Annotated in this window: 10 protein-coding genes, 4 tRNA genes and 1 pseudogene; 10 read left to right on the forward strand and 5 right to left on the reverse strand. The window is 60.8% G+C overall.

Going from position 1 to position 12,180, the window contains the following annotated elements:
- Window position 1: 1 nt before the first annotated feature.
- From ACXR2W_RS01340 to ACXR2W_RS01350, 3 genes are all read right to left on the reverse strand, one after another.
- Window positions 2-478 carry a hypothetical protein gene (locus ACXR2W_RS01340; protein WP_458812454.1) on the reverse strand — a complete coding sequence of 159 codons (477 nt, stop codon included), beginning with the start codon at window positions 476-478 and terminating at the stop codon, window positions 2-4.
- Between the two features lie 970 nt (window positions 479-1,448).
- A tRNA-Val gene (locus tag ACXR2W_RS01345) sits at window positions 1,449-1,523 on the reverse strand.
- 106 nt (window positions 1,524-1,629) lie between these two features.
- Entirely contained in the window at window positions 1,630-2,649 is a 1,020-nt protein-coding gene (locus tag ACXR2W_RS01350; protein ID WP_458812457.1) for a hypothetical protein, read from the reverse strand.
- A gap of 169 nt (window positions 2,650-2,818) precedes the next feature.
- Here ACXR2W_RS01350 and ACXR2W_RS01355 point away from each other — a divergent pair.
- The 7 genes from ACXR2W_RS01355 (at window position 2,819) to ACXR2W_RS01385 (ending at window position 7,058) form a co-directional block, all read left to right on the forward strand.
- Window positions 2,819-2,891, forward strand: a tRNA-Gly gene (locus tag ACXR2W_RS01355).
- 45 nt (window positions 2,892-2,936) lie between these two features.
- Window positions 2,937-3,007, forward strand: a tRNA-Cys gene (locus ACXR2W_RS01360).
- 25 nt (window positions 3,008-3,032) lie between these two features.
- A tRNA-Val gene (locus tag ACXR2W_RS01365) sits at window positions 3,033-3,104 on the forward strand.
- A gap of 591 nt (window positions 3,105-3,695) precedes the next feature.
- On the forward strand, window positions 3,696-4,088 hold the full coding sequence (locus ACXR2W_RS01370; RefSeq protein WP_458812460.1) for a reverse transcriptase domain-containing protein: 393 nt from the start codon (window positions 3,696-3,698) through the stop codon (window positions 4,086-4,088).
- 43 nt (window positions 4,089-4,131) lie between these two features.
- Window positions 4,132-4,962 carry a group II intron maturase-specific domain-containing protein gene (locus ACXR2W_RS01375; protein ID WP_458812634.1) on the forward strand — a complete coding sequence of 277 codons (831 nt, stop codon included), beginning with the start codon at window positions 4,132-4,134 and terminating at the stop codon, window positions 4,960-4,962.
- Window positions 4,963-5,142: 180 nt separating this feature from the next.
- Window positions 5,143-6,633, forward strand: coding sequence for a hypothetical protein (locus tag ACXR2W_RS01380; RefSeq protein WP_458812463.1), 1,491 nt, complete (start codon window positions 5,143-5,145; stop codon window positions 6,631-6,633).
- A 71-nt stretch (window positions 6,634-6,704) separates the two neighbouring features.
- Window positions 6,705-7,058: an SdpI family protein gene (locus tag ACXR2W_RS01385; protein ID WP_458812466.1), complete on the forward strand. Its 354-nt coding sequence runs from the start codon at window positions 6,705-6,707 to the stop codon at window positions 7,056-7,058.
- A 108-nt stretch (window positions 7,059-7,166) separates the two neighbouring features.
- Here ACXR2W_RS01385 and ACXR2W_RS01390 read toward each other — a convergent pair whose 3' ends face one another.
- Window positions 7,167-8,195 carry a tyrosine-type recombinase/integrase gene (locus ACXR2W_RS01390; RefSeq protein ID WP_458812469.1) on the reverse strand — a complete coding sequence of 343 codons (1,029 nt, stop codon included), beginning with the start codon at window positions 8,193-8,195 and terminating at the stop codon, window positions 7,167-7,169.
- A gap of 6 nt (window positions 8,196-8,201) precedes the next feature.
- Window positions 8,202-8,363 (reverse strand): annotated as a pseudogene (locus ACXR2W_RS01395) (site-specific integrase); the annotation flags it as partial.
- 250 nt (window positions 8,364-8,613) lie between these two features.
- On the opposite strand from ACXR2W_RS01395, the gene ACXR2W_RS01400 reads away from it, so the two are divergent.
- The 3 genes from ACXR2W_RS01400 (at window position 8,614) to thrS (ending at window position 12,177) form a co-directional block, all read left to right on the forward strand.
- Entirely contained in the window at window positions 8,614-9,261 is a 648-nt protein-coding gene (locus ACXR2W_RS01400; RefSeq protein WP_458812471.1) for a hypothetical protein, read from the forward strand.
- A gap of 28 nt (window positions 9,262-9,289) precedes the next feature.
- Window positions 9,290-10,108, forward strand: a complete 819-nt coding sequence (locus tag ACXR2W_RS01405; RefSeq protein ID WP_458812474.1) for an NYN domain-containing protein — start codon at window positions 9,290-9,292, stop codon at window positions 10,106-10,108.
- A gap of 101 nt (window positions 10,109-10,209) precedes the next feature.
- Entirely contained in the window at window positions 10,210-12,177 is a 1,968-nt protein-coding gene (gene thrS, locus ACXR2W_RS01410) for a threonine--tRNA ligase (protein ID WP_458812477.1), read from the forward strand.
- The last annotated feature ends 3 nt before the right edge of the window (window positions 12,178-12,180 follow it).

The raw sequence follows: 12,180 nt of genomic DNA on the forward strand, positions 1-12,180 counted from the left end.
CCTATTTGCGACTTGTTTCCGGTTCCTCACTGAACCATCGGAACCAGCGGAGTGCGCTCGGGAAATAGCGGCGGGTGGCATCTTGTCGCTTGGAGAGAATTGTCTGCACTGCCTGCGCTTCAGGAATCCCCTCGGCGAGCAATATTGCGAGCGCGAGCGCGGGGCTTCGCGCATGCCCGAACTCGCAGTGTGCGAACACGCTTGTGGTGTCGGAAGCCCAATGTTCAAGCACCGCCTCGACACCGTTCGTGAAGAACCAGCGAGGTAATGGTTCGCCGGAATCCTCCACTCCGATGCTCAGGTAGTCAACTCGTAGTCCGCTCCACAACTTTGCGTCATCGGCACCTGCCCGACAGTCCACAACCAGACCGACCTGACGACGTGCGATCGCCTCGGCTTGCTGCTGTTGGGATCGGCCATCTAAGTTCGTGGGGGCTGCGCCGAGAAGCAGCCTTGGCGCCACCTGCACGAAGTTCATGGGAACCCTCCTGGCAAGCACTTTGAGTATGCGTCCACCAAACGTTACCGCAACTCGTTTGTCGGCGGCCATGAGAAAATGCCCACGGGCGGCCAATAGAAATACGGCTTGTTTGCCTCACATGGCCATCAGGACGGCCCACAGGCGGCCAGGCAAAACGCCCGAATCCCCTACCGATGAGGCCCAAGAATCGGCGTCGGCAACGCCGTTTGAAGGGCGAGCCGAACTTACACGGATACGGCGAGACCGTCGCGCACGTTGTCTGCGCTGGAGAGCCTCCACACGCCGCTCTTCCCAGCCGTGGCAAGGGTTGGCAGCCTGTGCGTGGCTCTTCAGCCGACGGAGAAGTCTGGCCCGGAGCCGGACGGCCCTCGCGACTCCCCGGCACCGTCCAGCTCGTGTGCGAGGTGACCAGCGGCCAGCCGAGCAGCGGTGAAGTACTGCCCACAGGCGGTCACTCGCTATTGGCCAGATACGGGCTCAGTCGTGGCCGTATACGGGCAGTTCTTCATGGCCGCTGACACTCGTTGTCATCGTTCTTTGCGGCGTGCGTCGCTGACGGGCGGAGGTAGATGATCCGGTTCGTGGCGCACGTTTGCCGTCCGTGGTTGATCGTCCTGCCGAGATGCCCCCATTCTCGGAGTCTGAGCTTGCGATGACCGTCGAAAGGGTGCAGGAACGGTCGGAGCGCCTGGCAGACGTGGTGGTGTTCCTTGCTGTAACGGGACTGCAGTGGGCGATACTGGGATCGAACCAGCGCGAGAATTTGGGGGCCGACGCGGAGCATTGGCAATTCTTGCGGGTCACTGGTGAAACGTGAAGAGCCCCAACCGTGGTTGGGGCTCTTGCGTGGTGGGCGATACTGGGATCGAACCAGCGCGAGAATTTGGGGGCCGACGCGGAGCGTTGGCAATTCTTGCGGGTCACTGGTGAAACGCGAAGAGCCCCAACCGTGGTTGGGGCTCTTGTTTGGTGGGCGATACTGGGATCGAACCAGTGACCTCTTCCGTGTGAAGGAAGCGCGCTACCGCTGCGCTAAACGCCCAAGTTTGTGCTGATTCCTTGTGGAAGCAACAGGATCGATAGTACACGGATTGGTGAAGGTGGTTGGCCTCTCGACGCTGATTCCGCGGGATCATGCGGCTTGTGTGCTATCTGGTCGGGCGTGTCGTTACCGGTGCGAGGGCGCTGTCGAGCTGCTGTTCGAGTTCAGTGCTGAGCTGGCCCAGCGTTTCAAGCTGGCTGCGCATCTCGTTGTAGTGGTCAATGTCGCGTTGCAATTCATCAAGGGTGCGCTTCAGGGCGACTCGGCGTGCTTCTAGGGCGGCGCGCTCCCGCTGCCGCGCCGCGGTGTCGCGAGAGGAGCTGCCCTTCTTGCCTGATCGGTTGAATGCAGCCACGTCTGCATCGTATGACGCCAGCTCCTTGTCGTAAGACACCTTGCGTTCTTCGACGTTGGTGCGCAGCTCCTTCATCTGGTCGCGCAGGGTGCCTGCCTCGTGCTTGAGGTCTTGAAACACACTGCGGTACGACTCGTATCCCGCGACAATACCCGCGCGGTCCGTGAACCACTGGGCATAATGCTCCTCGAGCCAGTCGGGCAGCTCCGCCTGCTCGCTGCCGAAGACCGAATGAAGTTCACCCGCGAACCCGGCGTCAGAGAGTGCCTCGTACATCGCCATGCGCTGTTTGAGATCCGGATCCTCTTGGGAGCGCTCCTCATAAAGCTGACGAAGCTTCTCGGCCAGCATCGCGCGATCCCCGGGCCGCATGCGCGCGTAGGCCGCGTGCAGGAGCTCATGAGCTGCCGTGACCTGAACGATTTCAGAAACGCGGGGGTCGGTGACGTTGAACAGATGGATGCGGTCGTCGATGTAGCAGCCGAGAACGTGGCCGAGGGCGTCTTCTTGAAGCTGTGAGCACTGGGTGTTGAAGTGCTGGCTTCCGTCGAGTGTCGGATGGCTTGCGAGAAACACGCGCGTGCCGGCCTCGGTGAGGTTCAGGGACTCCTCGAGTGCAATCACCGAGCTGGGGGCGTCGTAGGTGGCGGCCGCGAACTCGTCCTGCAGTATCTGCCGGTTTAATACGGCGTACACGGTGGCGGCGATGATTGCGCACGCTAAAAGAGTCGCAATAACGCGCCGCACCCGTGCGGCCGGCCGGCCACTCATGCCTCTACCGTATCGTTTCGCAGGTGGCCGGGTCGAGGGGTGCGGGGTAAGAATCCGCATGAATATGGGCGGCGCGCCCGGGGCTTCGGGTGTGATTTGCGCGAGTGGCCGAGACCGTCCTATAGTTATCTACGTCGCCGCAACACGGAAACGTAAGCGGGTCTGACGTGCGGATGTGGCGCAGCTGGTAGCGCACAACCTTGCCAAGGTTGGGGTCGCGAGTTCGAATCTCGTCATCCGCTCTGGTGTGTGTGAGAAATCATGTACACTTCGTGGGCAACCACTTAGGTGGCGTGGCCGAGAGGCGAGGCAGCGGCCTGCAAAGCCGTATACACGGGTTCGAATCCCGTCGCCACCTCTCTACAACTGAATAGCCTGTATAGGCGCGATTGGCGCAGCGGTAGCGCACTTCCCTGACACGGAAGGGGTCACTGGTTCGATCCCAGTATCGCGCACGACAAAACCCCCGGTCTGACCGGGGGTTTTCTTGTTGTACGCCCGGCATGGGCATTCGCTTGGAGGTGGAAGTCCTCTGGAGGAGAAGGTGGTGTAACTCCTAGCCAAGAGCAACTGCGTCATCGTGAGGTGGGGTGGGAAGGAAGCTGGCGGCAAATCCTGGCACCGAGGAACACGAATCGCATCAGGCATGCAGGTCGGGGTAAGGCAGCAACAGATGTCGAAGCCCGTTCCACCATTGAACGGCTTGTGTGTAAATGCGGCGGCGGTCAGGGGAAAGTGAATGTTCTTATCCGGGGAGGCCTGCCCCAGTGCGGCATCCGTTTTGGGTGCAGCGGTTCTGCTTTAAGGGTGGGACTGATGGGGCAGGAGTCAGCAGACGCCATAGTACCGACGGGAAAGCAACATGGTCGGGAAGGGCTGAACGCTAGGAATTGACTGGTAAGGAAAGTAGTTCTCGTGAGGGTCGTGTGGAACACCGATCGCCCGTGTGACGCGGGGCAGTGCGTAGATCCTGGACAGGTAGTCCTTGCGCGTGCTGGGTGGAGCGATACTTCGGCGGCTACTGGACAGATAGTCAGGGGCAGCAGATGAGCCTGTGGGAGAAATTGTTTTCTGCGGAGAATTTCGCTGCCGCGTTGGAACGGGTCGAGCGGAACCGTGGTGCTGCCGGAGTGGACGGGATGCAGGCGGGCGAGCTTCGTTCGTGGCTGATGGTGCACTGGGCAAGCGTCAGGGAGCAGCTCGAATCTGGCGCCTATAGGCCGTTGCCGGTTCGTCGGGTGGCTATTCCTAAGCCCGATGGTGGGGAGCGGTTGTTGGGGGTGCCGTCTGTGCTGGATCGGATGATTCAGCAGGCCATCGCGCAGGTATTGACGCCGGTGTTTGATCCGGGGTTTGTGCCGGTGAGTTACGGGTTCAGGCCGGGTAAGAGCGCCCATCAGGCCATCAAGGCAGCTCAGTGGGCTGTCCGTGAGGGCTAATAGGTGGGTGGTCGAGGTTGATTTGGATGCGTTCTTTGACCGGGTGAATCATGACATGCTCATGGCTCGGGTGGCGCGGAAAGTGGAAGATCGCCGTCTGCTTCGGTTGATACGGGCATATCTTGAGGCCGGGATCATGGACGGGGGTGTGCGACGGGAAGTGCGTGAAGGGACTCCGCAGGGGTCTCCGTTATCGCCGTTACTGTCGAACATTTTCTTGGATGATTACGATCAAGAGTTCTGGAGACGTGGCGTCCGGTTTGTGCGGTATGCCGACGATATTCGGGTGTTTGTGAGATCGAAGCGGGCAGCACAGCGGGTGCTTGTTCAGGCTACTCGAGTGCTTGAAGGGGGTCTGCGGTTACGGGTGAACCAGACGAAGTCGAAGATTGAACCAGCGTCGCGGGCGACTTTGCTCGGGTATGGGTTCTACTTCGCGAAGGGCGGGGTGAGGCTCCGGGTTGCGCCGAAGGCGTGGCAGCGCATGAAGATGCGTGTCCGTGAGTTGACCTCGCGCAGGCGGAGTATTGCGATGGACTATCGCATTAGTGTGTTGAATCGGTATGTGCGGGGGTGGATGGCCTATTTCAGGTATGCGGACACCCCGCGCCGGTTCAGCGATGTTGATGAGTGGTTTCGTCGTAGGCTTCGACAGATTAGATGGAAAGAGTGGAAGTTGCCGCGTACGCGGGTGCGGATGCTCTCCCGCTTGGGGATCCCAGCGCATCAGGCGTATCAGTGGGGGAACGGGAGCCGCGCGTATTGGCGGGTTGCTGGGTCACCGGTGTTGACGCGTGCGTTGCCGAATGAGTATTGGCGGGCGCAGGGTGTGGTGTTCTTTCATGTGGCTTGGGGACGTTACCGAACGACCTAGCGAACCGCCGTGTGCGGGCCCGCATGCACGGTGGTGTGAGAGGTGGGTCGGGAGACCCGACCCACCTACTCGATTCTAGGGCCGTGGAGTCGCGCCGCGTGGGGTCAGCGTGGGTTCGTGAATGCCCCCTCTGCCCCCCCGAATATCATCTTGTCGCAGGATCAGCTGAACGAGAATTTCGTGAACGACGGCGCAGGCGGAATGAAGCCGCTTGAGAGCTTCGACGAATGCGAAGATTACCTCAGGTCACGAAACGCACGGCTCTTTCGAAAACAAGGGCCCAACGATGTTGAGCTGAGCGAATTAGTGGTGCATCTCCCCGAAACGCTCTGCGTCGAAGACCCGGATCACGTCTCGTACGTCGTCGACGACGAGGGTGAGCAGGTGATCAGCCGAGTCACCGGGGAGCCGCTGACGAAGCCGCGTTTGATCCCGCGCGATATTGACGAGGCGCGTCGCTATTTCGATGACGCCCTCAACACGCTCGTTGAGATTGGGCGCATCTCTAGCCGCGACGCGCTGCACCTCCGCAGCGACCAGTACGGCGAATCTCGGCCCCACATGCAGCTCATCTTCGACAACTACGCGCACGACCCGAACGCGAAGAATCAGGCACGGAAGCCAGGATGCTTGCGCACCGAAGCCTCGCGTGTCTGGCACAGTCATCGCGATGTTACCTACGAGCCGGGAGTCGTGCGCCTCGGTAAGCGTTACCGGCAAATCGGTGACCCGCCAGGGCTCGAGTTTTCTGCCGATGAAGCCGCCGACCTCGCCCGCCTTGCCGGGAAACCCTACGACGAGATCACCGCCGCCGACCTCGCGAAGCTCGACGGCGAACGTATCGGCAAGAAGCGCGACAAACTGAACGTGCTCGACGGCAAGACAACGACAGGCGAGTACAAGCTCCAGTCCGCTCAAGGACAGATGCGTGCGCGCATGGCCGCTCACGGCTGGCCCGTCGAGCTCGACATTGACCGGGAACGCGAAGGGAGCAACCTGGGCAAGCTCGAAGCCGCCCAAGCCGACAACGACAGGATCATCGCAGAAGACGCACTGCGAGCAGCGGAAGCAGAGTCCAAGCGCAGCGCCCGCGAAGTGACCGCCGCCGTCAACAGCGCCGCCGCCGAGCTCGATGCCCGCGAAGCGGGTCTCAAGAAGCGAGAAGCGGGCCTCAGCCGACGGGAAACGGCCCTGAGCGCGCGCGAAGACGAAGCCGACGACCTTGCCGTCGCTGCCGAAGCAACACGCCGCGAGATCGCCGCCCAGGAACGACACCTCACTGAGCTGCGCGCCGAGATCGGCAATTCTGAGGCGGAGGTCGAGAAGCTCAAGCGGGTGCGCGAGCAGCAGCGCCGCGATGCTGAGCGTCGTAGGCGCGAAGCCGAAGACGAAGCTGCGAAAATCACGGCTACCGCCGAGGCCGAAGCAAAGTTCTTCGTTGACCGCACACGACAGACCCTTATTGACGCGCTCAAGCTGCACACAGGGCTCGCGGAGGCTCCGGCGTACGCCGAGCACTACATGAGCGGGCTCAAGCGCTCAGACGGCAGCACAGTGCTCGACGGGTATCGCAAGCACGTCGAAGAAAAACAGCGAGTCATCTCCGAGATGCAAGTTAAGTCTTCGGTGAAGCAGCCTCGTGGCGGCGATCGTCAGCTCGGGAAGTGGTGAGCTTGATTTCTTATTCATCAGAGTATCTTCTGAATTCGGTAAGCCAAAGAGCGCTTAGATAGGCTCATGTAATGGATATTTTACTTTCAGTTATTTCTGCAATCCCGCTTCTAATCGCTTGTCCGGTGGTTTTGTGGATTGCGTACAAGTCTTCGACGGGAACACTGAAGAAGAATTTTTGGGTAGGTATCCGTACTACGAAGACCGTTTCCTCAGACGAAGCTTGGGAGGTAGGCCATAAAGCTGGTGCGCGCTGGTTTTCTTTAGCTGCTTATGGACTTCTGATCGCAGGTGTCGCAGTTCTCTTCACGCCGCGAGATTTGGTTCTAGTCCCAGTGCTGATTGGGTGCGTTTGGCTTCTCATCTGCTTTGCGATTGCTTCTTCAAAAGCAAATAAGGCCATCGATGATTTAGTCACAGACTAGCCACAAAGTTGAACTCATGCGGTGCTCGACGGGTATCGCAAGCACATTGGGGAAAAGCGGTGAGTCATCGCCGAGATGCAAACCGAGTCCTCGGTGAAGAAGTACGGATCAGCGCGCAACTCGACGCGCGAGTTCTTCATCTCGGTTGCCTGCGTGCTGGTAACGCATTGCGGCCTTCATGGAAGCGTGTCCGAGCCGCTGCATCGTCTCTTTGGGGGTTGCACCGCTCTGCGCGTAGCGAGTGCCGGCGTAATGCCGCAGCGCGTGGAAGGTCGTGTGTGGGCAGCCTGCCGCGATTCTCGCTTTGTTCCAGTGCCTCCAGAACGCTGATTGGGACAGCCAGGTCGTACCGGCGGTGTTGGTGAACAGCAGGTCGTCTCCGGATTTTCCGGCGACCTGTTTGGCGATGAGGCCCGCGCCTCCGCCGAAGATTGACACGGTGCGTTTTCGCGCTAGAGCCTTCACCCCGGCAACGTCATGTCCGTCTTTCTTTGTGTAGATCACCTGGCGCTCAATGCGGATGCGCACAGCATCGACAGTGCCCACTTCGTCGAGCTCGACCTGCACGTCGTGGGCGCGCAGTTCGGTCGCTTCGGCCCAGTTCAGGCCGCCATCAGCACCGAGTGCAACGAGCGCTGCGTAGCGCTGATCGATCACTTCAAGAAGGCGCTGGAGCTGAGCGTCAGTCGGCGGGATGACTTCCTGACCTGTTGAGGTCGTGGAGCCGCCCGTGACCTGGCACGGGTTCCTGTCGATGATGCCGTCATTGACGGCAGTTTTCATGATGGACTTCAACAGGTCGTATGAGCGCGAGGCTTGTGTCTTCGTGCCGCTTGCGATGAGTTCGGCATGCCACTCGCGTACGACCTCCTCAGTGATCCCAATTAGGGGTTCGTTCACCAGAGGCCCGAGAGGGCCGCCTGGATCGTCTGTGTGCTTCGTGCCAGGCGCACGCAGCATTCGCTCGTACTCGTCCACTGTGCGACGTGCCAGGGGCTCGCCACGGCTGTTTGTGCGGTGCGCGATCCACGTCACCGCGTATTCAGACAGGGGCACCCGTTTGCGGGCCTCAGCTCTTGCTTCGGCGGCCTGCTTAGCGGCCACAACCTCAGGGCGCTCCCATGTCTCGCCCGCCACATCCGCGTGGGTCCGTGCAAGCCACGCATCGGCGGCTGCCGCCGTCGGGAAAGTGTGGGGTGCAGAGAACCGTTCACCGTTCACCACAAACCGGGCTCGGTAGTTCCCGCTCGGGAGCTTTGATACTTCGCCAAATCCGCGAGGACGTTTGCGTGATTTGCCGGACATAATGCCTCCGTGGGGTCAGCGTGGGGTCGTTAGTGCCTTTTCAGGCTATCTCAGGCGGGCTCGGTTTGCTGAGTGGTGCCCCATGTTCCGCATTTTTATGCCATTTTTGCAGATACTTGAGGAGTGCATTTGTGTGATATTACTGGTTCGATCCCAGTATCGCGCACAGATGAGAGCCCCAGCTTCGGTTGGGGCTCTTTGCGTCTGTCGCCCCGTTTCGTGGACGCGAGATGCATTACCCTAAGGCTTCATGGGGGACTCTGAAGCGCTCGAGCGCATTGATGAGCTACTGGGAATGTTTGAGGTGGCACTGCCCGAGGTGCCAGTGTGGGCCTGGGTGCTCGTCGCAATGCTGCTGCTGTGGTTGATCACCCGCCCGCTGCGACGTCGCAGTGGGCGGGGGCGATCCGGAGCGAGAAAGCCGCGCTCGACACGCGGCGAAGGCGAGCGCGAACTCTTCGCGCCAGAACCCGGGCGTTACGGCCCGCAGGCGACCCGAGACCTGACGATGGCGGAGATCGAGGGATTGCAGCCGAGGTATGCGCCGGCCCCGAATGGGCTGGCGGATCCGGGGGAGGTGGTGTGGACGTGGGTGCCCTACGCCGAGAATAACGGTGAGGGCAAAGATCGGCCCGTGCTCATCATTGCTCGCATCGATGGCGCACACACCGCAGGCTGCTACCTCAGTACCAAGGAACATCGAGGATACGTGTCGCTCGGATCTGGCGCTTGGGATCGATCGGGGAGAGAAAGCTTTCTGGCGCCCGAGCGCATCTTGCGCATCAATAATTTGGGCATACGTCGCGAGGCGCACGTTGTGCCGCGAGACGTGTTCGAACGGGCGCTCGTGGAAATTAGGGCCGTGCAGAAGCGGCGCCTGCGACGCGAGCCGGGCTAAATTTGCCCGGTGTGCCATACTTGCGGGCATGTCCCAGGCCTCAGCGCGGATCGCCTTACTCATCGATGCAGACAACGTAAGCGTCAGTCACATTGCGGCGGTTCTGATTGAGCTGACGCGATATGGCATCACTTCGGTGCGCAGGATGTACGGGGACTGGACGAGTGACAACCTGCGCGGTTGGAAGGAAGCGGCAAACGAACACTCGATCCAACCGATGCAGCAGTTTGCTTACACCGCGGGCAAGAACTCCACTGACAGCGCACTCATTATCGACGCGATGGATCTGTTGCATCAGAATCAACTCGACGCGTTTGCGATCATCTCGTCAGATAGCGACTTCACCAGGCTTGCAGCCAGGCTGCGTGAATCGGGTGCCCAGGTATACGGCTTTGGTGCTCGCACCACGCCCAAACCGTTTGTGAACGCGTGTGATGCGTTCACGTACCTCGATGTACTCGACGTGACCGAAATTGCCTCGGGCGCTTCATCCGTGACAGCACCTGCCGCCCCGAAGGAAGGCGCTGAGTTGTCATCGATACCCGGCACGGTAACTCCCCAACTCAACGTGCCGGTTAAGACGCCGACAAACCAGCTGCGGATGGACACCAAACTCGTCAGGATGGTGCGTACGAGCATCGCGGCCGGCGCAGACGGCAATGGTTGGGCCGGGCTTTCAGCAGTGGGATCGAACATGCGTAAGCAAGCTCCCGACTTTGATCCAAGAAATTGGGGCTACGGGAAACTGAGTGAACTCATAGAAGCGCTCGGGCTCGTGCAGCTCAGGCGCGTTAGCGCAAAAAACGGCGGCACAAACCTTGAAGTGCGCGTGCCCACGAAGTCATAGGCGGCCGCAAATAGCGCCTGCCAGCGACGCTCGCTGAAACGCGCAGCGGTTCCCGATAGAATCGATGAGTTCGTACCCGACCTTATAAGGAGTGTGCCCCTGTGGCCGATGGCTTCTCCCTGTTCACCGATCGCTCGATCGTCGCCATGCGCGTCGACGGTGAGTTGAAAGATCTCGCCGCAACGGTCACAGACACGCAGACGGTCGAACCGGTGCACATCGACTCCGAAGATGGTCTGAGTATTCTGCGCCACTCGGCGGCGCACGTGCTCGCACAGGCTGTGCAACGGGTCAACCCAGAGACGAAGCTCGGCATCGGCCCGCCCATCACCGACGGCTTCTACTACGACTTCGACCCCCAGGCTGCGTTTACGCCCGAAGATCTCAAGGCTCTCGAAAAAGAGATGCAGAAGATCATTAAGCAGGGCCAGCGCTTCGTGCGCCGTGTGGTGACCGAAGAAGAGGCGCGTGCAGAGCTTGCAGCAGAGCCCTACAAGCTTGAACTGATTGGACTCAAGGGCGGCGCGACGGGCGACGACAACGAGAGCGTCGAGGTCGGCGGCGCCGAGCTCACGATCTACGACAACGTCGACCCGAAGACGGGGGAGGTGTGCTGGAGCGACCTGTGCCGCGGCCCGCACGTGCCCTCGACCCGCATGATCGGTAACGGTTGGGCGCTGATGCGCTCGGCGGGCGCCTACTGGCGCGGCAGCGAAAAAAACCCCATGTTGCAGCGCATTTACGGCACCGCCTGGGCGACCAAGGACGAGCTGCGTGCCTACCAGACGCGCCTCGAAGAAGCGGCGAAGCGAGACCACCGCAAACTGGGTGTCGAACTCGACCTGTTCAGCTTTCCCGACGAGATCGGCTCTGGCCTTGCGGTATTCCACCCCAAGGGTGGCATCATTCGCCATGAGATCGAGACCTTCATGCGCTCTGAGCTGCTGAAGCACGGCTACGAGGTCGTCAACAGCCCGCACATTACGAAGGGCACGCTGTTCGAGACCAGCCAGCACCTGGCCTGGTACAAGGACGGCATGTTTCCGGCCATGCACCTCGACTCGGTCGTTGACGACGAGACGGGCGAAACGATTAAGCCGGGCCAGGACTACTACCTGAAGCCCATGAACTGCCCGTTCCACAACCTGATCTACCGAGCACGCTCGCGCAGCTACCGTGAGCTGCCGCTGCGGCTCGCCGAATTCGGTACGGTATACCGCTACGAGAAGAGCGGTACGCTCTCGGGTCTCACGCGCGTGCGCGGCCTGACTCAGGATGACGCGCACATTTACGTCACAGATGAGCAGGTCAAGGACGAGATCAAGCGCCAGCTCAACTTCGTGTTTGACACGCTTCGTGCATACGGTCTCAACGACTTCTACCTTGAGCTCTCAACACGTGACCCCGAGAAGTCGGTGGGCACCGAAGAGCAGTGGGCTGACGCAGAGCAAACCCTGCGTGAGGTGGGCGAAGAGTCGGGCCTCGAGCTCGTCGCAGACCCGGGCGGCGCCGCATTCTACGGCCCCAAGATCTCGGTGCAGGCGCGCGACGCCATCGGTCGTACCTGGCAGCTGTCGACGGTGCAGCTCGACTTCAACCAGCCCGCACTGTTTGAACTCGACTACGCGGCAGCAGACGGCACGCGCAAACAGCCCGTCATGATCCACCGCGCGCTGCTCGGTTCGGTTGAGCGGTTCTTTGCGATCTTGCTTGAGCACTACGCCGGCGCGTTCCCTGTGTGGCTGTCGCCCGTGCAGGTGGTGGGTATTCCCGTTGCTGAGCAGTACGGTGAATATCTCGACGGCGTCATCGCACAGCTGCGTGCTCAGGGCGTGCGCGCTGAGGTTGATCACTCCGACGACCGTATGCCCAAGAAGATTCGCAATCACACCAAGGCTAAGGTGCCGTTCCAGCTCATCGCGGGCGAAGAAGACCGGGCCGCGGGCGCCGTCAGCTTCCGTTTCCGTGATGGCACGCAGCTGAACGGTGTGCCCGTCGCAGACGCAATTGCGCGTATCACGGCAGCGATTGCGAGCCACGAACAGGTCTCAACGGCCTGGGCTGAGTAGTCG

The organism is Leucobacter faecis (genome assembly GCF_054456695.2).

What these genes read in the sequence shown, in the direction of transcription:
- ACXR2W_RS01340 (WP_458812454.1), bottom strand. Translation starts at nt 478, where the DNA reads ATGAACTTCGTGCAGGTGGCGCCAAGGCTGCTTCTCGGCGCAGCCCCC.
- ACXR2W_RS01350 (WP_458812457.1), bottom strand. Translation starts at nt 2,649, where the DNA reads ATGAGTGGCCGGCCGGCCGCACGGGTGCGGCGCGTTATTGCGACTCTT.
- ACXR2W_RS01370 (WP_458812460.1), top strand. Translation starts at nt 3,696, where the DNA reads ATGAGCCTGTGGGAGAAATTGTTTTCTGCGGAGAATTTCGCTGCCGCG.
- ACXR2W_RS01385 (WP_458812466.1), top strand. Translation starts at nt 6,705, where the DNA reads ATGGATATTTTACTTTCAGTTATTTCTGCAATCCCGCTTCTAATCGCT.
- ACXR2W_RS01400 (WP_458812471.1), top strand. Translation starts at nt 8,614, where the DNA reads ATGGGGGACTCTGAAGCGCTCGAGCGCATTGATGAGCTACTGGGAATG.
- ACXR2W_RS01405 (WP_458812474.1), top strand. Translation starts at nt 9,290, where the DNA reads ATGTCCCAGGCCTCAGCGCGGATCGCCTTACTCATCGATGCAGACAAC.